We start from the raw sequence: 23,841 nt of genomic DNA on the forward strand, positions 1-23,841 counted from the left end.
TCACGCAATCGCAGGCGAAACCGTGGTTTGGGCCGCTTATGCGCCCTGCTGGCGGGCGCGGGAGGCGTGGGCCTGCAGCGCGCGGATGCGCTCGGCGAGCGTTCCGCCGCCCTCGGGCAGGGTGATTGCGGCCGCGCCATTGCCAGCGGCGTCATTGGCCGGGCGCGGCGCCGGTTTCGGGGGCTGGCCGGCCTCGGCCGCCAGCAGCGCCTCGATCGGCGAGTTCGGGCCTTCGAGCTGCATCGCGAGTTTTGCAACTTCAGCTGCGATGTCGTTGATGCGCTCGCGCAGCAGCGCATTCTCCATGCGCTCGGTCGCCCAGGAACTCTCCGCCTGCTGCTGGATCGCATTGATGTCGCGCTGGAGCTTGGCGCGCTCGTCGCGCGCGGTGCGCAGCTGCTCCTCCAGCGCGGTCTTTTCCGCGCGGAGCGATTCGAACGCCGCCGACGACTTGCCGCCGCTCAAGCCGGCGATCTCGACGCGCAGCTCCTTGATGATGCGATCATTGCCCTCGTTGGCCTGGCGGAGCTGGTTGTTCTCGTAGTCGCGCTCGGCGAGCAGCTTGCCCTGCGTGGCGAGGCGGCCTTCGAGATCGGCGACGCGGCCCGACAGCATCTCGGCCTCTTTCACCTGCACGATCAGCTGGCGATCGAGCTCGGTGACGCGCTGGCTCAGATTCTCGACACGGCCGCGCGCATCGCCGAGCTCGCGGGAGGCGGTCTCGGATTCGGTCCGCTCCTGCGTCAGCCGCGCCTGCGTGGCGGCAAATTCCTTCTCGGCGTCGCCGACGCGATTCTTCAAGTTCTCTATCTGCGCGCGCACCGCGACCAGCTCGACCTGCCGGCTCTCCGCCATCATCGAGCGGTCGGACAGCTCGGAATTAATTTTTGCGAGCTCGCCCTGCTTGTCGGTCAGCGCATTCTCGGCGGCGCGCAGGGCCTCGGTCTTGGCGCTGAATTCCTCTTCGGTGGCGCGGAGCTGTTCCTTCACCGCCTTCTCGCGCGCCTCCAGCGCGAAGATCGTGGCGTTCTTCTCGCCGAGCTCGATCTTCATGCGGTTGATAGCGTCGCTCTTCTTGCCGAGCTCGGCGAGCTGGCTCGTGGTCTTGTTCTTGAGCTGGTCGACGCTCATCTCGAGCCGCCGCGCCGACATGGCGAATTCGGCCCGGAGCTGGTCCTTGTCGGCCTGGATCTCGGCCATCGACAGAGGCGTCGCGGCCTCGAGCCGGCGCGTGGTCAGGCGGACCGCGCGGTTATGCACCAGCGGCACGATGGCAAGCCCGCACAGCATCGAGAGCAGGAAGCCGATCGCCAGGTACATGATCGGTTCGACCATGGGGCCAGAACTCCGAAAGCAAGGAAAAATTTACCAAAGACAATGCATGGCGGGCCGGCAAAAAGCCAGCCCCGCCCTGTTGTTAACGTGAATCCGGAATCGGACCGGAGGAGGGAGCCCTAGAGCATGATCCGGACCCGAAGGGCCGCGTCAGCGCAAAGTGCGCAACGGTTTTCCGGAAAGATCATGCTCGAACAACAATCTAAAGCGCGATCGCGCTTTAGAACGGGTTCCAGGTCGCGCGCGGGGTGAATTTCAAATAGCCGATATTGGCGCCCAGCCGCAGCCCAAGGCCCGAGCGGATCGGCACCAGCACGATGTTGTTGGCGGTGAGCGCCGTCATGCCGAAGCCGCCGATGATATAGGCCGAGCCGTCGATGCCGGCGAAGCGCTGGTAGATCGCGTTGGTGGCGGGCAGGTTATAGACCAGCGTCATGGTGCGCGCGCCGTCGCCGCCCCAGTCGAAGCCGAGCGAGGGGCCCTGCCAATAGACGCGCAGGTCGCCGGCGTTCTTGGTGTAGAGCGTGCCTTCGCCGTAGCGCAGGCCGGCAACGAAGGCGCCGGACCCTTCCTCACCCAGGATATAGCCGTTGGGCAGGCCCCACTGGCTGACGGCCTTCTCGATGATCGAGGCGAGCCCGCGCGAGACGTTGCCGAAGAAGCGGTGGCCGGCGGTCACGAGCTCGTCCGGCCCATAGGTGCTGGGTGACGGGCTCCGCTGCGGCGGCGGCAAATTGGGCGGCGGCGGCTGCTGGGCGGAGGCCGGGACGATCCAGCCGACCAGCGCGGCAAGCGCGACCGCAGCAAGGCGTGATGCGAAAGTCATAAAAGAACCCCTGGTATCGAATCCCGCCGCTTCCTTAACCTGACGCCAACAGGCACGGCTCTAGGTTGCGCCGGATGTCCCCTCGACTCGGATGTTATCCGCAGCAACTATGACGGCACAACGGCAGGAAGATAGCCCTTTGCGCCCCGGAATCGCCTTGATCCGCTTTCTGGTCTGCCTGCTGGCCGGCATTTGGATCGCTTGCGCAGGTTTGCCGGCCGAGGCCGCCACCACCGAGCGGATCGTCGTCAACCGCTTCAGCGGCGTGGCGATCGAGGGGTTCGACCCAGTATCCTATTTCGTCGATGGCGCGGCCGTGCAGGGGACGGCCGAGTTCGAGGCGAACCTCTGGGGCGCGGTCTGGCGTTTCCGCAACGAGGGCAACCGGGCGTCCTTCCTGGCCCATCCCGAGATCTATGGACCGCAGTTCGGCGGCTACGATCCGGCCGACATCGCCCGCGGCGTCGCCGTCGCCGCCAATCCCCGCTTCTACGTGATTTCGGCGCAGCGGCTCTATCTGTTCAGCCGGGAGGCCAACCGCGATGCCTTCGCCGCCGACCCGGAGCGCTTCCTCTATGAGGTGCGCAAGCGCTGGCCGGCGCTCCAGGAACAGCTCAGTCAGTAGCGGTCCGCCGCCTGCGGATCGCCCCAGGCGATGAATTCCGGGATAATGAAGCCGGTGTCGCCGCGCTGGCCGAATCGGAGCTCGCCACCCTTGCCGTCGGTGACCTTGCCGCCGGCCGCCGTTACGACCGCGCAGCCCGCCCCGACATCCCATTCGCAAGTGGGTCCGAAGCGGGGATAGATGTCGGCGCTGCCCTCCGCGATCCGGCCGAATTTCACCGCCGAGCCGACCGTCTTCCTGACCGCATTGGGCCGGCCGTCGATGAACGCCTCGCTTCTGAGGTCGCCATGGGAACGGCTCACCGCCGCGATCCAGGGCTCGCCCTGCGTCGGCAGCGTGCGGGTGCGGACCGGTTCGGCAGCACCGATGCTCGTGCCGTCAAAACTGACGCGCTCGGCGCCGCGGCCGACGATGCCGCGCCAGAGCAGACCGAGCGCGGGCGCGGCTACGATGCCCAGCAACGGCACGCCTTCGGTCACAAGGGCGAGGTTGACGGTGAACTCGTCGCGGCCGGCGACGAACTCCTTGGTGCCGTCGAGCGGGTCGATCAGGAAGAAGCTGTCGCGGAATGGCGGCGAGGCGAGCTGGGTCCGCTCTTCCGACAGCGTCGGCACGTCGCCCGCAAGCTGCGCCAGGCCGTCGGCGATGATGCGGTCGGCGGCGAGATCGGCCTCGGTGACCGGCGAGCCGTCCTGCTTGCCGTCGACCCGCATCGCTGCGCGGTTGACCGCGAGAATCGCTTCGCCCGCCTTCACCACCAGCGCAGTGAGCGGCTCCATCAGGTGGGAGGCGGCCGGGCCGTCGATGATCCGCTTCACCTGCATGCCTCATTCATCGGCAATTCCATCCTACTCGACTGATTCGCTGCGGCTTTAGGGCCGCTTCGAGCCGATCGCAAGCTAGCTGCCACGGGCTTGCGAATGTTAGAACCTGCGGCATTCGTCAAGCATGCGTGATTCGCCGCGTCCGCGCCGTGCAATTCCAGGAACCCTTTATGTCTGACGCTTCGTCACCCGGTACCGCTACCGCTCCAGATGCGCTCGAACTCGCCGCGCTCCTGTGCTCGCGGGTCTGCCACGATCTCATCAGCCCTGTCGGCGCCATCGTCAATGGGCTCGAAGTGCTCGACGACGATCCCAAGCCCGAGGATCGCGAGTTCGCGCTCGATTTGATCCGCAAGAGCGCGAAAACCGCCTCCGCCCGCCTCCAGTTCTGTCGCCTGGCCTTCGGCGCGGCCGGCTCGTCCGGCGCGCAGATCGACCTCGGCGACGCCCAGACCATGGCGCGCGGCCATATCGAGGACGGCAAGTGCTCGATCACGTGGAATCTGCCGCGGCTCTTGCTGCCGAAGAATCGCGTCAAGCTGCTGCTCAATATGCTGGTTGTTTCCCAGCACACGATCCCGCGCGGCGGCATGCTGACGATCGATCCGATCGGTGACGGCGAGACCATGAGCTTCCGGGTCACCGCGACCGGTCATAATGCGCGCCTGCCGCAGAACATCTCCGAACTCCTGAGCGGGGAGCGCGGCCCGGCCGCGGATGCGCACGCGATCCAGCCTTATTATACGCGGCTGTTGGCAGAGGCTTGCGGGCTCACCGTGCGGCTCGCGCACGAGGGCGAAGCCATCACCATCACCGCGTCGTAGGCGCGCCGCGGCCCTCAAACGTTAATCGAATCTTTACGAGGCGCTTCGGCTTGTCCGGAGCGCCTTATCTCTTTGTTGGTTCCGTTCTTTTGCACATACTCAACCATTATTAAACGCTTTGCGGTGAAGCTGGCCCCATTCCGAAATGGCGCATCACAAGTCGTGCGCGCCCTCCCTGTATGAAGGCCTGTTTTCATGGATGATCTGTTGCGGGAGTTTTTGACGGAGACCAGCGAGAGCCTGGACACCGTCGACAATCAGTTGGTGAAGTTCGAGCAGGAGCCGAACAACGCCAAGATCCTGGATAACATCTTCCGCCTGGTCCACACCATCAAGGGCACGTGCGGTTTCCTCGGACTGCCGCGGCTTGAAGCGCTGGCACATGCCGGCGAGACGCTGATGGGCAAATTCCGCGACGGCATGCCGGTGACGGGACAGGCCGTCACGGTGATCCTGTCCTCGATCGACCGCATCAAGGAGATCCTTGCCGGCCTCGAGGCGACCGAAGCCGAGCCCGAGGGCACCGACCGCGATCTCATCGACAAGCTGGAAGCGATGGTCGAGCAGGGCATGGCGGCAATGGCCGCTGGGGCCGCTGCTCCTGTCGCCGAATCTCCGCCACTGGCGCCTGAAGCCCCTGTTGCTGCTGCGCCTGCGCCCGCAAAGGAGATGACGCAGGGCTCGCTGATCGATCAGACCCTGGAGCGCCCGTTGCGTCCGGGCGAAGTCTCGCTCGACGAGCTCGAGCGCGCCTTCCGCGAGACCGCGATCGAAGCGCCGGCCCCCGTCGTCAAGGCCGAGCCCGCGCCGGCTGCTGAAGCTCCGGCGCCCGCCGCCAAGGAAGCTGCGAAGCCGGCCAAGGAAAAGGTCGCGCCGAAGAAGTCGATGGCCGACGAGGGCGCCGCCGAGGGCGACCGCATCGCCAACCAGTCGATCCGCGTCAACGTGGATACGCTGGAGCATCTGATGACCATGGTCTCCGAGCTGGTCCTGACCCGCAACCAGCTGCTGGAGATCTCCCGCCGCAACGAGGACACCGAGTTCAAGGTGCCGTTGCAGCGCCTGTCCAACGTCACCGCCGAGCTGCAGGAAGGCGTCATGAAGACGCGCATGCAGCCGATCGGCAATGCCTGGCAGAAGCTGCCCCGCATCGTCCGGGACCTGTCGAGCGAACTCGGCAAGCAGATCGAGCTGGAGATGCACGGCGCCGACACCGAGCTCGACCGCCAGGTGCTCGATTTGATCAAGGACCCGCTCACCCACATGGTGCGCAACTCCGCCGACCACGGCCTGGAGACCCCCGCCGAGCGGCTCGCGTCCGGTAAGGGCGAGCAGGGCACCATCCGCCTGTCCGCCTATCACGAGGGCGGCCACATCATCATCTGCATCGCCGACAACGGAAGAGGCCTCAACACCGAGAGGATCAAGGCCAAGGCGATCTCCTCCGGTCTCGTCACCGAGGCCGAGCTCGAGAAGATGAGCGAAGCCCAGATCCACAAGTTCATCTTCGCGCCCGGCTTCTCCACCGCGGCCGCCATCACCTCGGTCTCCGGCCGCGGCGTCGGCATGGACGTGGTGCGCACCAATATCGACCAGATCGGCGGCACCATCGACATCAAGTCGGTGGCCGGCGAGGGTTCCTCCGTCACCATCAAGATCCCGCTGACCTTGGCCATCGTCTCGGCGCTGATCGTCGAAGCCGCCGGCGACCGCTTCGCGATCCCGCAGCTCTCGGTGGTCGAGCTCGTCCGTGCGCGGGCCAACAGCGAGCACCGCATCGAGCGCATCAAGGACACCGCTGTCCTCAGGTTGCGCAACAAGCTCTTGCCGCTGATCCACCTCAAGAAGCTCTTGAAGATCGACGACGGCGCCGCCAGCGATCCCGAGAACGGCTTTATCGTGGTCACGCAAGTCGGCAGCCAGACCTTTGGCATCGTCGTCGACGGCGTGTTCCACACCGAAGAGATCGTCGTGAAGCCGATGTCGACGAAGTTGCGTCACATCGACATGTTCTCCGGCAACACCATTCTGGGCGATGGCGCTGTCATCATGATCATCGATCCCAACGGCATTGCCAAGGCGCTGGGTGCTGCCGGCTCCTCGGCCCATGACATGGGCGACGAGAACGGCGCGCATCACATCGGATCGGGCGAGCAGACCACCTCGCTGCTCGTCTTCCGCGCTGGCTCCAGCCAGCCCAAGGCGGTCCCGCTCGGGCTCGTCACCCGCCTGGAGGAGCTGCCGGCCGACAAGATCGAGTTCAGCAACGGCCGCTACATGGTGCAGTACCGCGAGCAGCTGATGCCGCTCGTCGCCATGGAGAGCGTCACCATCGCCAGCCAGGGCGCCCAGCCGATCCTGGTGTTTGCGGACGACGGCCGCTCCATGGGCCTCGTCGTCGACGAGATCATCGACATCGTCGAGGAACGGCTCAACATCGAGGTCGGCGGCTCCGCCTCCGGCATCCTCGGCTCGGCCGTGATCAAGGGCCAGGCCACCGAAGTGATCGACGTCGGCCACTTCCTGCCGATGGCGTTCGCCGACTGGTTCACCCGCAAGGAGATGAAGCCGTCGCAGCACTCGCAGTCGGTGTTGCTGGTCGACGACTCGGCGTTCTTCCGCAACATGCTGGCACCCGTGCTGAAGGCGGCCGGCTACCGCGTCCGCACCGCGCCGACCGCGCAGGAGGGCCTGGCTGCGCTGCGTGCGCAGAGCTTCGACGTGGTCCTGACCGACATCGAGATGCCCGACATGAACGGGTTCGAGTTCGCCGAAGTGATCCGCTCCGACACCAATCTGGGCGCGATGCCGATCATCGGCCTGTCCGCGCTGGTGTCGCCGGCGGCGATCGAGCGCGGCCGTCAGGCCGGCTTCCACGACTATGTCGCCAAGTTCGACCGTCCCGGTCTGATCGCGGCGCTGAAGGAACAGACCGCGGGCGCCGCCGGCGCCTCCGAGCTGAGCCGGGCAGCGGCGTAACGGCACTGGGGATCAGGAGATACCGCTATGAGCAACAAGAAGACGCAGATCGGCGAAGGCGCCATGGTCGAATACGTCACCGCGATGATCGGCGGCCAGCTGTTCGGCCTGCCGATCTCCCGGGTCCAGGACGTGTTCATGCCCGAGCGCGTCACCCGCGTTCCCTTGTCCTCGCGCGAGATCGCGGGGGTGCTGAACCTGCGCGGCCGCATCGTCACCGTGGTCGACATGCGCGCCCGGCTCGGCCTGCCCAAGCCCGAGGACGGCAAGGCCCCGATGGCGGTCGGCGTCGACCTGCGCGGTGAATCCTACGGCCTCCTGATCGACCAGATCGGCGAGGTGCTGCGGCTTGCCGAGGCCGGCATGGAAGAGAACCCCGTCAACCTCGATCCCCGCATGGCCAAGCTCGCCGGCGGCGTCCACCGCCTCGACGGCCAGCTCATGGTCGTCCTCGACGTCGATCGCGTCCTCGAGCTCGCGCCCGAGATGATGGCGGCCTGATACGGCGGCATCGCCGCCGACGGACTCGCAATGGAAGTACCCCCACAAGGGGGTAGGAAGCAGAGGTTCACATGCGCACTTGTCTCGTCGTTGATGATTCCAGCGTCATCCGCAAGGTTGCGCGCCGGATCCTGGAGGGCCTCGACTTCCAGATTCTCGAAGCCGAGGACGGTGAGAAGGCACTGGAGGCCTGCAAGCGCGGCTTGCCCGATGCCGTGCTGCTCGACTGGAACATGCCGGTCATGGACGGCTACGAATTCCTTGGCCATCTCCGGCGGATGCCCGGCGGTGACCAGCCCAAGGTGGTGTTCTGCACCACCGAGAACGACGTCGCGCACATCGCCCGTGCGCTGCACGCCGGCGCCAACGAATACATCATGAAGCCCTTCGACAAGGACATCGTGACGGCGAAATTTCAGGAAGTCGGACTTATCTGAGCGAACATCCGGAGGCTGAACGGATCCTTCGGCGATTGTTTCAACTGAACCGTTTCAGTCTGAGTTGGTGAGTAATGAGTGTTGCGTTCGCAGGTAATTCGACCACGGGTCCGTCGCGCGACGCCGGGCCGCTGCGGGTGATGGTCGTCGACGACTCGGTCGTCATACGCGGTCTGATCTCGCGCTGGATCGGTGCCGAGCATGACATGGAGGTCGCGGCCTCGCTGCGCACCGGGCTCGAGGCGGTCAACCAGCTCGAACGCATCAATCCCGACGTTGCGGTGCTCGACATCGAAATGCCCGAGCTCGACGGCATCTCGGCGCTGCCGCAACTGCTGGCGAAGAAGCGCGATCTCGTCATCATCATGGCCTCGACGCTGACCCGCCGTAACGCGGAGATCAGCTTCAAGGCGCTGTCGCTCGGTGCGGCGGACTACATTCCGAAGCCGGAGTCGACGCGCGAAGCGTCGGCCGCGGACATCTTTCATCACGATTTGATCCAGAAGATCCGTCACCTCGGCGCGCGGCTGCGCCGCAGGCCCGCAGTCGCGAGCCCGCCGCTGGCGCCCGCGACCCCGGCGCCGGCTGCACGTGCACCGGCTGTCGTGCGGCCCGCCGCGCCCGTACCGGCTCTGCATGCGCCGTCGTCGGGGGCGCTGTCCACGCGCCCGTTCTCGGCCCACGCACCGAAGGTGCTGCTGATCGGCTCCTCGACCGGCGGTCCGCAGGCGCTGATGGCGCTCGTCACCGAGCTCGGCCCGGTGATCGACCGCTTCCCCGTGCTGATCACCCAGCACATGCCGCCGACCTTCACCACCATTCTCGCCGAGCACCTGGCGCGCGCGAGCCGCAAGCCGGCGGCCGAGGCGGTCGACGGCGAGCCGGTGAAGCCGGGACGGATCTACCTCGCGCCCGGCGGCAAGCACATGCGTGTCGTGCGCAGTGGCGCGGACGCGGCGATCGCGCTCGACGACGGTCCTGCCGTCAATTTCTGCAAGCCCGCGGTCGATCCGTTGTTCACCTCCGCCATCGACATCTGGCACGGTAACATCCTCTCGGTGATCCTGACGGGCATGGGCTCGGACGGCATGCGCGGCGGCAAGGACATCGTCGCCGCCGGCGGCAACGTGATCGCGCAGGACGAAGCCTCCAGTGTGGTCTGGGGCATGCCGGGCGCGGCGGCCAATGCCGGCATCTGCGCGGCGATCCTGCCGCTCAACCAGATCGGCGCCAAGGTCAACCGCCTGTTCGCGGGAGACCGCTCGTGACGCCGGTCGACTACGAATATCTGCGCAAGTTCCTGAAAGAGCGCTCCGGCCTCGATCTCTCCGCCGACAAGCAGTATCTCGTCGAGAGCCGGCTGCTGCCGCTTGCCCGCAAGGCGAGCTTGCCCGGCATTCCCGATCTCGTGTTGAAGATCAGGAACGGCGACGGCCGGCTTGCGACCGACGTGGTCGAAGCGATGACCACCAACGAGACCTTCTTCTACCGCGACAAGATCCCGTTCGATCATCTGCGCGAAACCATCCTGCCGGGCCTGCTCCAGGCGCGCGCGGCGCGCAGGTCGCTCCGCATCTGGTCGGCGGCCTCGTCGACCGGGCAGGAGCCCTATTCGATCGCGATGTGCGTGAAGGAGATGGGCGCGGCCTTCGCCGGCTGGCGCATCGAGATCGTCGCCACCGATCTGTCGCAGGAGGTGCTGGAGAAATCCAGGGCTGGCATCTACAGCCAGTTCGAGGTGCAGCGCGGCCTGCCGATCCAGCACCTGATGAAATACTTCACGCAAGTCGGCGAGCTCTGGCAGCTCAATGCCGACATTCGCGCGATGGTGCAGTTCCGCCAGCTCAATCTGTTGCAGGACTTCTCCCATCTCGGCACGTTCGACGTGATCTTCTGCCGCAACGTGCTGATCTATTTCGACCAGGACACCAAGGCCGTGATCTTCGAGCGCATGGCGAAGGGACTGGAAGCCGACGGCACGCTGCTGCTTGGCGCCGCCGAATCCGTCGTCGGCATCACCGACGCGTTCCGCCCGATCACCGAGCGCCGCGGTCTCTATCAGCTCAACCCCGCGCGCTCCGGCCGTCCGATGGGCGGATTGATGCCGCAGCCGCTGAAGGTCGCCGCGGCGAGGTGATTCGCCGAACGACAGGCAATCTCACTGAACGCCGTCGTCGCGAATGATCGGCAACAACTGGCGGATATCGTTCCGTCAGAGTGCGTGACGCTTCACACGCGTTTGAGCATTGCGGATTACTCGACTACCGCGCAATAGAGCTCGTGCCGCGATGCAATGCAATCGCGGCCCTGATCAGCATCTGACGGTTGTGCTATGCTGGCGATGGTCCCGCCGAACCGAGGCGGGATTCCATTCCATCATGAATTGTACTGAGGAGGACATACCATGCGAATGTCTTGTGCCTCGTATTTCTTGTTGGCGGCGCTTTCGTTGCCCGCCACTGCTCTCGCTGGCGAGCAGGTCCTCGAATTCAAGCTTGTCACCAAGCCGATGGACTTAAAGGTCACCGAGGTCGCGAACGTCGAAGGTCAGACGGTCATGTCTGGCAAAATGTTTGGCGTTGCCTTCTTCAAGGACGGCCGCGTTGCGGTGAAGGACTTCGTCCACTCCGCCGACCTGATCAAGGGCTCAGGACCCATCTACGGCTACAGCACCTACACCTTCGACGACGGATCCTCGATCACGGCGCGCTACGCCGGCGCGATCAAGGATGGTCGGGCGAAAGGCGAATACACAATCCTGTCGGGCACCGGGGCGTATGCAAACGCGACGGGCACGGGCGGCTTCGAAAGTGCGCAAGCCGGCTTCAAGGGCGCGGGCCTCTACGACGGGAGATTCATCGTCAAGACACCCTGAGTAAGCACGCAAGTCTCTGCGCTCGCGTCCCGTTCCGATGAGGTCGCGAGCGCATTTCACAAAATCGCGTGCGGCAGAAGCCGCGAGCGGTTTCCCGTGATCGGGCTCTCGTCCTCGCGGATCGACAGGCCGCACGGCTCGTGGTTCACCAGCCAGCTTCCCACCACAACGTAGAAGCCTGAGAAATTCGGCAGCGGTGACAATGCCTGCCGCACGAAGCCTTCTGCGCCGTAAGGTCCTGCCTGCTCGTCGAGCGGCATGCCTCCGGACACCAGCGTGACATTGGCGCCTTCGCGCGACAACAGCGGCTTGCGGACGTAGGAACTGCCGAGCTCGGCTGCCCGCGCGTCGTCCTCGAAGAAGGCCGGCAGCAGATTGGGATGGTTCGGAAACATCTCCCAGAGCAGCGGCAAAATGCCCTTGTTGGAGAGCACCGCCTTCCACGGCGGCTCGATCCAGCGTGTCGGCGCGCTCATCAGCTTGGCGCCGAAGGCGTCGTGGAACATCCATTCCCAGGGATAGAGCTTGAAGGCGAACGCGATGTCGCCGTCGTCGAGATCGACGAAGCCGCCAGGCTCGTCGCGCCAGCCGATCTCCTCGATGTCGAGCATCCTGGTCGAGAGCCCCGCCTGGCGCGCGGTGTCCTCGAGATAAGCGAGCGTGCCGGCGTCTTCCTCGTTGCCGGTGGTGCCGGTGAGATGGACATGGCGGCCTGCGGCAATCTCCTTCCACGCCGCGATCAGCCGCTCGTGGATGGAGTTGAACTGGTCGGCGCGCGCCGGAATGATGCGGCGTTCGATCGCCTGTTCGAGCCAGGTCCATTGAAACACCGCAGCCTCGAAGATCGAGGTCGGCGTATCCGCGTTGTATTCGAGCAGCTTTGCAGGCGACTGTCCGTCGAACTTCAGATCGAGCCGGCCATAGAGGCTGCGATCGTCGCGCTTCCAGCTCTCGGCGATCAAGCTCCAGAACGCCTCCGGAATCTTCAAGCGTCGCAGATAGCGCTCGTCACCGATCACGCGGCCGGCAAGCTCCAGGCACATCGCGTCGATCTCGGCTGTCGGCGTCTCGATGCCGCACTCGATCTCGTCGAGCGTGAAGGCGTAATAGGCACTCTCGTCCCAATAGCGTTCGCCGTCGATGGTGTGGAAGGCGAAGCCGCATTGTTCGGCGGTCTGCCGCCAGTCGTCGCGCTCGGGGCAGACGATGCGTCGCATGTTATTTCCTGCGCATGATCTCCGCGCAAACGCGTTCCGCGTTTGTCGCGAGGGAAAATCGGTGGCCGCTTTTCCGGATCATGCGCTAGCCGCCGCCCGAGAAGCCATGGCCGAACGAGCCGAAGCCGCCACGGCTCACGCTGCTGGAGCCTGAGTCCGAAGAGGTTCCCGATGAGGAATGGCTCGAGGAATCGCTGCTGAAGAAGCTCGATCGCGACGACCAGCGCGAGCTGCTGCCGTCGCTTCCGCCCGATGAACTGCTGCTACTGCTGCACGTCGTGGTCATCTGGCCCGGCACGGCTCCGGGCGAGGGTTCGCAGTGCTGCCGCGGCATCAGCGTGTAGGCGGTGGTGCCGACCGCGATCGTGCCCATCACCAGCAGCGCGACATGGCCGGAGCGCTTCACAGGCGGACCCGATGGCGGCGCCACGGGCGCCGGCCGGCGCTTGCCGAACTCCTTTTTGGAGGGTTTGGCCATGTCAGTAGATCATGCAGGCGGCGTTCAACAGGCCCGCCGCGAGCGAAGACAGCCCGAGCCAGATCGCCGGCGCAAGCTCGCCTGCGGCAATCCGCGCCGACAGGTTCGGCACCGGGACCTTCACCAGAAAGAGCACGATGATCTGCACGATCAACGCGATGACCGCCCAGATCAGGCAGTCCAGCACATTGGCCGAATGCGCGATCGCGCTGACCAATGGCGCCACGAAGCCGAGCAGGCTGAGGCCGAGCGCGATCGCGGCGGCCGGCTCGTTGTCGCGGATGAGCTGGAACTCGTTGTGCGGGGTGATGCGGGTGTAGACGAACAGATACGCCACGATCGCGATCAGGCCGGTGCAGAAATAAACCAGGAAGGCGGGCAGGCCGGCCAGTGATTGCAGGATCATCGTTCCCCCATCGTGCAGCGACCATTCGTCGGCGGGGGGAGGATAGCGGTTCAATGGCGCAAGGACGATGAGGCCGCGTTGGCGTCCCCAAAAAACAAAACCCCGCCATTTGCGGCGGGGTCCAGGCTGGGAGGAGCGAGCCCCGGGGGCTCGCGACGTAAACTTAGTGATCAGGCGGGAATGCGCTCTTCGTGCTCGTGCGGCTCGCGCAGCACGTAGCCGCGGCCCCACACGGTCTCGATGAAGTTGCGGCCCTCGGAAGCGTTGGCGAGCTTCTTGCGGAGCTTGCAGATGAAGACGTCGATGATCTTCAGCTCGGGCTCGTCCATGCCGCCATAGAGGTGGTTGAGGAACATTTCCTTGGTGAGCGTCGTACCCTTGCGGAGCGAGAGGAGCTCCAGCATCTGGTATTCCTTGCCGGTCAGATGCACGCGCTGGCCGCCGACTTCCACCGTCTTGGTGTCGAGGTTGACGACGAGGTCGCCGGTCTGGATGACCGACTGGGCGTGACCCTTGGAGCGGCGCACGATCGCGTGGATCCGGGCTACCAGCTCGTCCTTGTGGAAGGGCTTGGTCATGTAGTCGTCGGCGCCGACGCCGAGACCCTTGACCTTGTCCTCGATGCCGGCGAGGCCGGAGAGGATCAGAATCGGTGTCTTGATCTTGGAGACCCGAAGCTGCTTGAGCACGTCGTAACCGGACATGTCGGGCAGATTGAGGTCGAGAAGAATAATGTCGTAATCGTATAACTTACCGAGATCGACGCCTTCTTCCCCCAAATCGGTCGTGTAGACGTTGAAGCTCTCAGACTTCAGCATCAGCTCGATCGACTGCGCGACGGCGCTGTCATCTTCAATCAGCAAAACGCGCATGCCAGTTCCCCATAGTCGCCGCTCCTGGGCGTCAGGTCGGCCGCATTCGCGGCACTCAACAAAACGCCTTTGAACAACTGATTCGGATCCTGACAACAGATGGTTAACAAACTCTGATTCTGGAACGCAAGTCCCCCCGGTGCAATTTTTGTCGAATCGCCCTAAGGTCTTGCGCGCGAAGCAGCTTTCGTCACCCCGTACCGTTCAAGTTCCACTTTAAGAGACGGGCCTAACCGACTCCCGCGACTCAGCCTTCTTCTGAAGGGGAGTCACGCTCAGTCACAAAGACAGTGACGCAATGATTAACGATGCGGGTAAACACGAAGTTAAGCGCCGTTCAGAAATATGGCGAAACTTAAGTCTTTCGCCATGAAGCCCGGGATCGGAGGCGATCACCTTATGAAGGTCCTCTTATTAAAGGCGCGCCCCTGATGAAGGCTCTTGCCGAACAGATCGGCGACATCGACGGCGTCAACATCTATGGCCGCGTGGTCGGCGTTCGCGGCCTGATGGTCGAAGTGGCCGGACCCATTCACGCGATGTCGGTCGGTGCGCGGCTCGTGATCGAGACCGGCGCGAACCGTTCCATTCCCTGCGAGGTGATCGGCTTCTCCGGCAACAACGCTGTCGTGATGCCGTTCGCCGGCCTGGACGGGGTGCGCCGCGGCTGCAAGGCCGTCATCGCCAATGCCGCCAATCAAGTGCGTCCGTCGTCGGCCTGGCTCGGCCGCGTCGTCAACGCGCTGGGCGAGCCGATCGATGGCAAGGGGCCATTGCCGCAGGGCCCGGCGCCGATGCCATACCGCAATTCGCCGCCGCCGGCGCATTCGCGCAAGCGCGTCGGCGCCCCGCTCGATCTCGGCGTGCGCGCGATGAACACGTTCCTCACCTGCTGCCGCGGCCAGCGCATGGGCATTTTCGCAGGGTCCGGCGTCGGCAAATCGGTGCTGCTGTCGATGCTCGCGCGCAACGTCGATGCCGCGGTCAGCGTCATCGGGCTGATCGGCGAACGCGGCCGCGAGGTCCAGGAATTCCTGCAGGACGACCTCGGCGAGGAGGGCCTGGCGCGCTCTGTCGTGGTGGTCGCAACCTCGGACGAGCCGGCGCTGATGCGGCGCCAGGCCGCCTATCTGACGCTCGCGGTCGCCGAATACTTTCGCGATGAAGAGAAGGACGTGCTCTGCCTGATGGACTCGGTCACGCGCTTCGCCATGGCCCAGCGCGAGATCGGCCTGTCCGCCGGCGAGCCGCCGACCGCCAAGGGCTATACGCCGACCGTGTTCACCGAGTTGCCGAAGCTTCTGGAGCGCGCGGGGCCGGGCCTCGGTGAGGGCGCGATCACCGCGATCTTCACGGTGCTGGTCGACGGCGACGACCATAACGAGCCGATCGCGGATGCCGTCCGCGGCATCCTCGACGGCCATATCGTGATGCAGCGCTCGATCGCCGAGCGCGGCCGTTACCCCGCCATCAACATCCTCAAATCCGTCTCCCGCACCATGCCGAAATCGGCCGATCCGCAGTTCTGGCCGACCATCCAGCGGGCCCGCCAGGTGATGGCGACCTATGCCGACATGGAGGAATTGATCCGGCTCGGGGCCTACCGGGCCGGCTCCAGCCCCGAGGTGGACGAGGCGATCCGGCTGCACGAGCCGCTGGAGGCGTTCCTGCGCCAGCGCAAGGACGAAAATGCATCACTGGCGGACGGCTACCGCCAGTTGGCGCAAATCCTCGGTGATTTGGAAACGGAACGCTAACTTTGTCAGGTCATCATCCGCTCTCACAGAGTAGCAGAGCCGGTCTTGGCCCTATCAGGGCCTGTGGGGAGACCGGTGACGTCCCACGTGCAGCCAGGGGACTTCTGGGGAGTATGAGTCGATGAAGTCACGTGATACCCTCATCCGCCTGAAGAAATTTCAGGTCGACGAGAAGCGCCGCCGGGTCACCCAGATCGAGACCATGATCGCCGACTTCCAGCGGATGTCGACCGATCTTGAACGCGAGATCACGACCGAGCAGGAGCGTGCCGGGATCAACGATCCCTCGCACTTCGCTTATCCGACCTATGCCAAGGCCGCGATTCAGCGCCGCGAGAACCTGACCCGCTCGGCCGACGAACTGAAGGGCCAGCTCGACGAAGCCAAGGCCGCGCTGGCCGAAGCCTTCGAGGAACTGAAGAAGGTCGAGCTCCTCGACGAGCGTGACCAGGCCCGCGAGCGCGCCGAAGAAAACGTCCGCGAGCAGGCCGACCTCGACAGCATCGGCCTGATGCGCGCCCGCATCGGCGCCGTCGCCTGACGGCGCAGCCAGCGGTCCAACAGCCGAGAATTCGTCGAACCCGGACCCGCAAGGTCCGGGTTTCGCGTTTGCTATCCACAGTGTGGCGCGCCGCCCCTTGGTGATGGGCTTTGCCGCGCGCTATGGTAGCGGAGTGCCAGGGCCTGCGCCGAACGCGACAGGCCGTGCGTGGGGGGCTGAATGCTGACGCCAGCAGAGCTGGTCGGGCTGATTGGGGAGGTCGCCAGGGGCGATCAGGCCGCGTTCGAGCGCCTCTACGTCGCCACGCGCGCGAAACTCTATGGCGTCGTGCTCCGTATCTTGCGTCGACAGGATCTCGCAGAGGAGGTCATTCAGGAGACCTACGTCAAGATCTGGAACGGCGCGGGCCAGTTCAATCCGGCCTTGTCGTCGCCGATCACATGGATGGCATCGATCGCGCGCAACCGCGCCATCGACATCGTGCGCAAGAAGACGGAAGTCTCCATCGAGGAAGAGCCGCAGGCGATGGAAGTCGCTGCCGACAGCCCCGATCCGCTGGCGCGGAGGGAGATGACCGAGGAGTTGAAGCGGCTCCTGGAATGCATCGGCCGGCTCGAGCCGGATCGTCAGAGGCTCGTGCTTCTCGCCTATTACAACGGCTGGAGCCGCGAGCAATTGGCGGAAAAATTCGCCGCGCCCGTCAACACGGTGAAGACGTGGCTCCGGCGCAGCATGTTGGATATCCGCGAGTGCCTCGGACTATGAGGACTTGCATTGTGAGGGTGGTTCTGGACTGGAAGTGATGGCCTACACGGAGGACCATATCGCGCTCGCCGCGGAATATGCGCTCGGTACGCTCGACGCCAGTGAGCGCGCGCAGGTCGAGACCATGATGGCCGTGGACAAGGCGTTCGCCGATGTCGTGCAGGCCTGGGCTTACCGGCTCGGCGTCCTCAACCAGATGGTCGGCTCGGTCGAGCCGCGTCCGATCGTGTGGGAGAACATCCGGTCCGAGCTTGCGCGGACGGACTTTGCGCAGGAGACGCCTGCGCCGGAAGCTTCGCCGCCGCCGCCACCTGTGCCCGAGTCCTCCTCGATCGAAGCTGCACCGCCTGAGCTGGCGCCGGACGCCGTGCCGCAACCGGAGCTGCAGCCTTCCGAAGCAGAGCAGCCCGGGACGGCGCGGCCGGCACCCGATGCGCTTCCCGACATCGCGCCGATATTCATGCCGCAGGTCCATGCACCCGATCCTGACGTCGCGCGCGCGCCGCCGGCGCCGGTTGCCGACAACAGCAATGTCATCCGGCTCGAGGGCCGCGTGAAACGCTGGCGCACGATCGCCTCCGCGGTGGGCGCGCTTGCGGCTGCACTGCTGGTGACGCTGTCGCTTCAGATCTTCCAGCCCGATGCGCTGCCGGGCGGCTTGCGCCCGGCGCCGCGCATCCAGACGGTGGAAGTGAAGACGCCGGCGGCGCCGCTCACGGCTGCTGCGCAGTATGTCGCGCTGTTGCAGGGCCAGGGCGGCGGTCCCGCCTTCATCCTCACCGTCGACGGCGCGACGCGGAATTTCACCGTGCGCAAGGTGGGCGCGACTCCGGAGGCCGGCAAGAGCTTCGAGCTCTGGCTGATCTCCGACAAGCTGCCGCGTCCGCGCTCGCTTGGCGTGATTGGCGCGGGCGATTTCACCGCGCGCCCGGTGCTCGGCTCCTTCGATCCCGAGGTCGTCAACGGTGCGACCTACGCCGTCACCGTCGAGCAGGCCGGCGGCTCGCCCAACGGCCAGCCGACCTCGGCTCCGGTGTTTTCCGGCAAGCTGATCGAGACCGTGCCGCCGTCTCAGCCGCAGGCGCCCGCGAAGAAGTAGGTGTCGTGGCGCCGTAGCCCGGATGGAGCGCACACGGCGCTCGACCGTCGCCAAGGTCCGTCCAGCCGTCGCACCCCGACAAGTCCCGCCGAATCCACTCCCGCGTTGAACCTCCCCGCAATCCACGGCGTCAAATGCCCGGAATTTGCAGTCGGCGCCGCACATCATGGCGCCGGAAAAGGGGCTAGAAGTCAGATGGACGCAGCTAAGACGCCGGGCATCTTCGTCCACCAATATGCGGGCCTTCCGCATGGTCCGGCCTTCGAACATTGGCGCGAGCGGGCCTTCGGTCCCTGCGGCCTCGACGTCGGGCCGAGCCATGGCGACAACATCGATTGCCGGCTCCAGGTCAGCGTGGTCGACAATATCGCGTTGGCCATTCCCGAAGGTGCCTCCGCGCAATACTCGCGCACGCAGAGCCATCTGGCCGACGGCAGCGACGATCTGGTCCTGATCGCCGCGCATGCGGGTCTAGTCCGCGTCGGGCAGAACGGCCACACCGTTGAACTTGCGCCTGCGCAGATGGTGCTTGTCGACATGGGCGTCACCGGCACCGTCGGCCACACCCAGGAAGATCGCTTCACCAGCATCCGCATGCCGCGCCGCGCGCTGCTCGACATCAATCCGCGTGCCGAGGACAAGCTGTCGCAAGTGCTCTCGGACGGCGCGGTGGCCGAGACGATCTTCCGCTACCACGCACTCGCCGCCAACCACGCGCCGCATCTCGACGCCGTCGGCCAGCGCCTGACCGCGCAGCACGTGATCGATCTCGTCGGCCTGCTGCTCGGCACCGATGCGGAGCATGCAAGCCTCGCGCGCGGTCGCGGACATGCGGCGGCCCGTCTCGATCTCATGCGTGCCGACGTGATGGCCGCGCTCGGCCGCAACGATCTCTGTCTGTCCGAGATCGCGACGCGCTCAGGGCTCAGCCCGCGCCAGGCGCAACGCTTGTTCGAGCAGGCCGGCACGACCTTCACCGAATTCGTGCTGGAGCAGCGCCTGGTGCTGGCGCGCAAGCTGCTCGGCGATCCCCGCGCGAGGGCGCGCAAGATCAGCGACATCGCGCATTCCTCGGGCTTCTCCGACCTGTCCTATTTCAACCGCGCCTTCCGCAAGCGTTTTGGCGCGACGCCGTCGGAGCTGCGCGAGGCCTGAGCCGCGATTTTATGCAGCGGAGCGGCGCCGCCGCAGTTGGTCGATCCGGTCGAATGAGCTATATCTGCCTGCGCGGGCAGGCCGCCGGAATTCTTGGACAAAGCAGTAAACGGACATGGCGCGTATCGTCGTGCTCGGCGCGGGGTTTGCGGGTCTATGGGCGGCCATCGGCGCCGCGCGCAGGCGCGACGAGATCGGCGCGGCCGGCCGTGACATCGAGATCCGTGTCGTCGATCGCAATCCCTATCACAACATCCGCGTGCGCAATTACGAGGCCGACCTCAGCGAGGTCGCACTGCCGTTGCCGCAACTGCTCGATCCGATCGGCGTCACTCATGGCATTGGCGAGGTCGAAGCCATCGACCCGGCACGGCGCGAGATTTCGCTCGTCACGAGCGGGGGCGAGGAGACGCTGAGCTACGACCGCCTGGTGCTGGCGCTCGGCAGCGAAGTGATGCGTCCCGCCATCCCCGGCCTTGCCGAGCATGCTTTCGATGTCGATACCTATGCCGCCGCGCTCATCCTCGAAAATCATCTCGTCTCGCTCGGACACAGCGCGCCCTCGCCGGGGCGCTCGACTGTCGTGGTGGTCGGCGCCGGATTCACCGGCATCGAGGTGGCGGCCGAGATGCCGGACAGGCTGGCGCGCGTCGGCATCACCGGCAGCCGCCGCATCGTCCTGGTCGATCCCAACCCTGCGGTCGGCGCCACCATCGGCGCGCATGCGCGTCCCGTCATCGAGACGGCATTGGCCTCGCTCGACGTCGAGACGCGGCTTGGCGTGCGCGTCGTGTCCGTCGAGGCCGCCGGCATGCACCTGAGCTCGGGCGAGTTCATCCCGGCGCAAACCGTGATCTGGTGCGCCGGGATGCGCGCGAGCCGGCTGGCCGAGAGCTTCGCGGGCGCGCGCGATCGCCTCGGCCGCCTGCTGGTCGATCCTTTCATGCGGGTGGCCGATGTGCCGGGCGTGTTCGCCGCCGGCGACGTCGCCTCGAGCGTGGTCGATGGACTGCACCCGACGGTGATGTCCTGCCAGTTCGCCCGTCCCATGGGCCGCTTCGCCGGTCACAACGTCGTAGCCGATCTGGCGGGCCTGCCGATGCTGCCGCTGCGCATCGATTGGTACGTGACCGTGCTCGACCTCGGCGGCTGGGGCGCGCTCTATACCGAAGGGTGGGATCGCGAGGTTCGCACCACTGGCGCGGCCGCAAAGGCGACCAAGCAGACCATCAACTGCAAGCGCATCTACCCGCCGCTCACCGGTAGCAAGGCCGAGCTCTTCGCTGCGGCAGCACCGACGGTCCAGGCGCCGCCGCCGACTTATGGGGCGCGGTAGAATTTGATCGGGGCTGGTTGGAGGATCGCGGCTGTGCCAATTGCTCCGTCATTGCGAGCGTAGCGAAGCAATCCAGAATCTTACCGCGGCGACAGTCTGGATTGCTTCGCTACGCTCGCAATGACGAGGTACCCCAGACATGAGAAAGCGCCCGTGGGGGGCGGGCGCTTTCCGTAGTCGACTTGGGGTTGGGGTCGTCTACATATCCACGTGGCGACTTTGGGGGGCTGGTAAAGAGCCGCGTGAATTCACAAAACTCGTCAAATCTCCTTATCGAACGAGGGATGCGTTCGAGCTGGTGATAACAACCGGCTTGCCGGCCTTGATGACGCGGGCGGTCTGGGTCAGACCTTCGTCCGAACCCGTGCGCGCCGCCGTGATGCCGAAGCCTGCCACCGCGATGCCGGCGACGAGGGCTACGACCACGATTTTCAAGTGGGTCGAGCGATCGGCGCTGTAAATCGAGTGGTTCATGGAAGGCTCCTGCCGCCATCTACCCGAAGTAGTCGCTACCCTGTTGGGGGAGGTTCATGCTTCCGGTCCCCAACAACCTAGTATTGGGGGGATTCGTTCCCAAGGGGCGATCACAAGAGCGTGACAGGACGTGAAAGATCGCGATCGAAAGCGACCCCTCAATCGTTCGATTATATAATTATTTCAAAGGTGTAATGTGCTTGCGAGGCGCCTTGTTTGCATTTGGTCGACAAGGCGCCAGGAACTCAAAAACCATTTGCCTGTGGCCGAAAAACAAACGGCTTCTTAAGGCAAATCAGATGCTTCCGACCGTTTTCAATCTCGCCCTGGGGTGGATTTCAGCCTGCGACAGCACCGTCGTCTGGGCCCGGAACCGCTCGACGAGGGAGCGTACGAAGGGACGAATTGCCGCAGACGTGACCAGCACCGGCGCCTCGCCTTCGCGCGCGGCGCGCTCGAAGGCCTCGCGCACGCCGGTCATGAATTCCGACAGCTTCGAGGGCTGCATCGCGAGGCTGCGTTCCTCGCCCTGGCCGATGATGGATTCGGCGAAGGCCTGTTCCCACCGCGCTGACAGCGCGATCAGCGGCAGATAACCGCTGTAGGAGGTGTTTTGCGCGCAGATCTGCCGCGCGAGGCGGGCGCGGACATGCTCGACCATGGTCGCGGGATTGCGCGAGAAGGCGAGCGAGTCGGCGATGCCTTCCAGGATGGTCGAGAGGTCGCGGATCGAGATGCGCTCGGCGAGCAGCAGCTGCAGCACGCGCTGGATGCCGGAGACCGTGACCTGGCCCGGCACGATGTCCTTGACCAGCTCGCCCTGCTCCTTCGGCAGCTCCTTGAGCAGCTTCTGCACCTCGCCGTAGGAGAGCAGGTCCGACATGTTGGCCTTGAGCAGCTCGGTGAGGTGGGTCGAGAGCACGGTCGCGGCGTCGACGACGGTGTAGCCCTTGAGCGAGGCTTCTTCTTTGAGGCTGGCATCGACCCAGGTTGCGGGCAGGCCGAAGGTCGGCTCGGTGGTATGGATGCCGGGCACCTGCACCTGGCTGCCGCCGGGGTCCATGACCATGAACTGGTTCGGCCAGATCTTGCCGGTGCCGGCGTCCACTTCCTTGATCTTGATGATGTAGGTGTTGGCTTCGAGCTGGACGTTATCGAGGATGCGCACGGCGGGCATCACAAAGCCCATCTCGATCGCGAGCGAGCGGCGCAGCGCCTTGATCTGCTCGGTGAGGCGGTCGGTGCCATCAGGGCCGTTGACCAGCGGCAGTAGCGCATAGCCGAGCTCGATCTTGAGATCGTCGATCTTGAGCGCGGCGGAGATCGGCTCTTCGGCCGCAGCGGCGCCAGGTGAACCCGGCGTTCCCGGAGCGGGTGCGGTCTTTGCAACTTCGTCAGCCCTGGCAGTCGCCCGGTTGCGGTTGCGGGCGTGCCAGGCGAGCGCACCGGCGCCGCCGCCGAGCGCCAGGAAGGGGATGGTCGGAATGCCCGGCAGCGCCGCCAGCACCAGCATGACCGCCGCGGACATCGCCAGCGCCTGCGGATAGCCGGAGAACTGTTTCATCAGCGCCTTGTCGGCGGCGCCGGACACGCCGGCCTTGGAGACGAGCAGGCCGGCCGCGGTCGAAACGATCAGCGCCGGCACCTGGGTGACGAGGCCGTCACCGACGGTCAGCAGCGTGTAGCTGCGCCCGGCATCGGCGAAGGAGAGGCCTTGCTGCGCGACACCGATGATCATGCCGCCGACGATGTTGATGAAGACGATCAAAAGGCCCGCGATGGCATCGCCGCGAACGAATTTGGAGGCACCGTCCATGGCGCCGAAGAAGCCGCTCTCGTCCTCCAGATCCTTGCGCCGCTGCTTGGCGACCTTCTCGTCGATCAGGCCGGCGGAGAGATCGGCGTCGATCGCCATCTGCTTGCCGGGCATGGCGTCGAGGTGGAAGCGGGCGGCGACTTCGGCGATACGGCCCGAACCCTTGGTGATGACGACGAAGTTGACGATGATCAGGATGGCGAAGACGATGATACCGATGACGAAATTGCCGCCCATCACGAAGCTGCCGAAGGCTTCGATGACGTGACCGGCGGCATCCGTGCCCTCGTGCCCGTGCGACAGGATCAGGCGGGTCGAGGCCATGTTCAGCGACAGGCGCAGCATCGTCGAGATCAGGAGGACGGTCGGGAAGGCGGAGAATTCCAGCGGCGCCTGGATGAACAGCGACGTCATCAGGATCAGGATCGAGAGCGTGATCGAGATCGCCAGGAACAGGTCGAGCACGATCGCGGGCAGCGGCAGGATCAGCACCACCAGGATGGTGAGGACGCCGAGCGCCAGCGCGATATCGCCGCGCTTGAGGATGTTGCCGATCTCGGTAAGGGTCGGGAAGCCGGCGTTCGTGCTGCCTACGCCCTGTCCCGCGGTGACGTCGACCATGGTAGCTGCTCCCCCGCGCGACTGCCGTCCGCGCGCCCCAAATGTCTGCGCGGCGGCCGAAGGGCCGCCGTTTCGAAAGTGAGGCACCGCACTGGCGTCCACGGGGAACCTCCCGTT

At 65.4% G+C, this 23,841-nt stretch carries 23 protein-coding genes; 14 read left to right on the plus strand and 9 right to left on the minus strand.

Annotated elements, in window-relative coordinates; translation table 11 throughout:
• Positions 1-36: 36 nt before the first annotated feature.
• Both AB7245_RS08280 and AB7245_RS08285 read right to left on the minus strand, forming a co-directional pair.
• Positions 37-1,335 carry a hypothetical protein gene (locus AB7245_RS08280; protein ID WP_085398735.1) on the minus strand — a complete coding sequence of 433 codons (1,299 nt, stop codon included), beginning with the start codon at positions 1,333-1,335 and terminating at the stop codon, positions 37-39.
• A gap of 220 nt (positions 1,336-1,555) precedes the next feature.
• Positions 1,556-2,161 carry a DUF1134 domain-containing protein gene (locus AB7245_RS08285; protein WP_028151234.1) on the minus strand — a complete coding sequence of 202 codons (606 nt, stop codon included), beginning with the start codon at positions 2,159-2,161 and terminating at the stop codon, positions 1,556-1,558.
• Between the two features lie 139 nt (positions 2,162-2,300).
• Here AB7245_RS08285 and AB7245_RS08290 point away from each other — a divergent pair, with 139 nt between their 5' ends.
• On the plus strand, positions 2,301-2,786 hold the full coding sequence (locus tag AB7245_RS08290; protein ID WP_085398734.1) for a YHS domain-containing (seleno)protein: 486 nt from the start codon (positions 2,301-2,303) through the stop codon (positions 2,784-2,786).
• On the opposite strand, the gene AB7245_RS08295 is transcribed toward AB7245_RS08290, so the two are convergent.
• Positions 2,780-3,610: a 3'(2'),5'-bisphosphate nucleotidase CysQ family protein gene (locus AB7245_RS08295; RefSeq protein WP_094183830.1), complete on the minus strand. Its 831-nt coding sequence runs from the start codon at positions 3,608-3,610 to the stop codon at positions 2,780-2,782. The two genes, AB7245_RS08290 and AB7245_RS08295, sit on opposite strands and share 7 nt — an antisense overlap.
• 170 nt (positions 3,611-3,780) lie before the next feature.
• Here AB7245_RS08295 and chpT point away from each other — a divergent pair, with 170 nt between their 5' ends.
• The 7 genes from chpT to AB7245_RS08330 all read left to right on the plus strand — a co-directional run bounded on the left by chpT (position 3,781) and on the right by AB7245_RS08330 (position 11,226).
• Positions 3,781-4,434, plus strand: a complete 654-nt coding sequence (gene chpT / locus AB7245_RS08300) for a histidine phosphotransferase ChpT (RefSeq protein ID WP_063985400.1) — start codon at positions 3,781-3,783, stop codon at positions 4,432-4,434.
• Positions 4,435-4,629: 195 nt separating this feature from the next.
• Complete coding sequence (locus AB7245_RS08305) at positions 4,630-7,413, plus strand: hybrid sensor histidine kinase/response regulator (RefSeq protein ID WP_166082008.1); 2,784 nt, start codon at positions 4,630-4,632, stop codon at positions 7,411-7,413.
• 27 nt (positions 7,414-7,440) lie between these two features.
• Positions 7,441-7,914 (plus strand): chemotaxis protein CheW, encoded by a 474-nt coding sequence (locus AB7245_RS08310; protein WP_166082010.1) that lies wholly within the window; start codon positions 7,441-7,443, stop codon positions 7,912-7,914.
• A 71-nt stretch (positions 7,915-7,985) separates the two neighbouring features.
• On the plus strand, positions 7,986-8,351 hold the full coding sequence (locus AB7245_RS08315; protein ID WP_007600538.1) for a response regulator: 366 nt from the start codon (positions 7,986-7,988) through the stop codon (positions 8,349-8,351).
• A 74-nt stretch (positions 8,352-8,425) separates the two neighbouring features.
• Positions 8,426-9,619: a protein-glutamate methylesterase/protein-glutamine glutaminase gene (locus tag AB7245_RS08320; protein ID WP_085403219.1), complete on the plus strand. Its 1,194-nt coding sequence runs from the start codon at positions 8,426-8,428 to the stop codon at positions 9,617-9,619.
• Positions 9,616-10,488 carry a CheR family methyltransferase gene (locus AB7245_RS08325; protein ID WP_085403220.1) on the plus strand — a complete coding sequence of 291 codons (873 nt, stop codon included), beginning with the start codon at positions 9,616-9,618 and terminating at the stop codon, positions 10,486-10,488. Before AB7245_RS08320 ends, AB7245_RS08325 begins: the two co-directional genes overlap by 4 nt.
• Positions 10,489-10,785: 297 nt before the next feature.
• Positions 10,786-11,226 (plus strand): hypothetical protein, encoded by a 441-nt coding sequence (locus AB7245_RS08330; RefSeq protein ID WP_223153690.1) that lies wholly within the window; start codon positions 10,786-10,788, stop codon positions 11,224-11,226.
• 56 nt (positions 11,227-11,282) lie between these two features.
• Here AB7245_RS08330 and AB7245_RS08335 read toward each other — a convergent pair whose 3' ends face one another.
• The 4 genes from AB7245_RS08335 to ctrA all read right to left on the minus strand — a co-directional run bounded on the left by AB7245_RS08335 (position 11,283) and on the right by ctrA (position 14,199).
• Positions 11,283-12,443 carry a glutathionylspermidine synthase family protein gene (locus AB7245_RS08335; RefSeq protein ID WP_085403221.1) on the minus strand — a complete coding sequence of 387 codons (1,161 nt, stop codon included), beginning with the start codon at positions 12,441-12,443 and terminating at the stop codon, positions 11,283-11,285.
• An 85-nt stretch (positions 12,444-12,528) separates the two neighbouring features.
• Complete coding sequence (locus AB7245_RS08340; RefSeq protein WP_439034191.1) at positions 12,529-12,921, minus strand: hypothetical protein; 393 nt, start codon at positions 12,919-12,921, stop codon at positions 12,529-12,531.
• Position 12,922: 1 nt separating this feature from the next.
• Positions 12,923-13,327, minus strand: a complete 405-nt coding sequence (locus tag AB7245_RS08345; RefSeq protein WP_014497691.1) for a DUF350 domain-containing protein — start codon at positions 13,325-13,327, stop codon at positions 12,923-12,925.
• Between the two features lie 170 nt (positions 13,328-13,497).
• Positions 13,498-14,199 (minus strand): response regulator transcription factor CtrA, encoded by a 702-nt coding sequence (gene ctrA, locus AB7245_RS08350; RefSeq protein WP_008138878.1) that lies wholly within the window; start codon positions 14,197-14,199, stop codon positions 13,498-13,500.
• 431 nt (positions 14,200-14,630) lie between these two features.
• Between ctrA and fliI the strand changes: the two genes are divergently transcribed.
• The 6 genes from fliI (at position 14,631) to AB7245_RS08380 (ending at position 20,813) form a co-directional block, all read left to right on the plus strand.
• Complete coding sequence (gene fliI / locus AB7245_RS08355) at positions 14,631-15,956, plus strand: flagellar protein export ATPase FliI (RefSeq protein WP_085403223.1); 1,326 nt, start codon at positions 14,631-14,633, stop codon at positions 15,954-15,956.
• 121 nt (positions 15,957-16,077) lie between these two features.
• Positions 16,078-16,497 carry a flagellar export protein FliJ gene (fliJ, locus tag AB7245_RS08360; protein ID WP_439034192.1) on the plus strand — a complete coding sequence of 140 codons (420 nt, stop codon included), beginning with the start codon at positions 16,078-16,080 and terminating at the stop codon, positions 16,495-16,497.
• 180 nt (positions 16,498-16,677) lie between these two features.
• Entirely contained in the window at positions 16,678-17,223 is a 546-nt protein-coding gene (locus AB7245_RS08365) for a sigma-70 family RNA polymerase sigma factor (RefSeq protein WP_041955015.1), read from the plus strand.
• Positions 17,224-17,260: 37 nt separating this feature from the next.
• Positions 17,261-18,322 (plus strand): anti-sigma factor, encoded by a 1,062-nt coding sequence (locus tag AB7245_RS08370; protein WP_085403224.1) that lies wholly within the window; start codon positions 17,261-17,263, stop codon positions 18,320-18,322.
• Positions 18,323-18,517: 195 nt separating this feature from the next.
• Positions 18,518-19,477 carry a helix-turn-helix transcriptional regulator gene (locus tag AB7245_RS08375; RefSeq protein WP_135215541.1) on the plus strand — a complete coding sequence of 320 codons (960 nt, stop codon included), beginning with the start codon at positions 18,518-18,520 and terminating at the stop codon, positions 19,475-19,477.
• Between the two features lie 115 nt (positions 19,478-19,592).
• Entirely contained in the window at positions 19,593-20,813 is a 1,221-nt protein-coding gene (locus AB7245_RS08380) for an NAD(P)/FAD-dependent oxidoreductase (protein ID WP_135215542.1), read from the plus strand.
• 270 nt (positions 20,814-21,083) lie between these two features.
• Here the strand turns inward: AB7245_RS08380 and AB7245_RS08385 are convergent, their stop codons facing one another.
• Together AB7245_RS08385 and flhA are read right to left on the minus strand one after the other, a co-directional pair.
• Positions 21,084-21,287: a hypothetical protein gene (locus tag AB7245_RS08385; protein WP_014497685.1), complete on the minus strand. Its 204-nt coding sequence runs from the start codon at positions 21,285-21,287 to the stop codon at positions 21,084-21,086.
• Positions 21,288-21,582: 295 nt separating this feature from the next.
• The gene (gene flhA / locus AB7245_RS08390) at positions 21,583-23,724 is read right to left on the minus strand and encodes a flagellar biosynthesis protein FlhA (protein ID WP_071916417.1); all 2,142 of its coding nucleotides are present in this window, start codon (positions 23,722-23,724) and stop codon (positions 21,583-21,585) included.
• Positions 23,725-23,841: the final 117 nt, after the last annotated feature.

Source organism: Bradyrhizobium sp. 604_D8_N2_3 (genome assembly GCF_051810765.1).
Classification (GTDB): Bacteria; Pseudomonadota; Alphaproteobacteria; order Rhizobiales; family Xanthobacteraceae; genus Bradyrhizobium; species Bradyrhizobium barranii.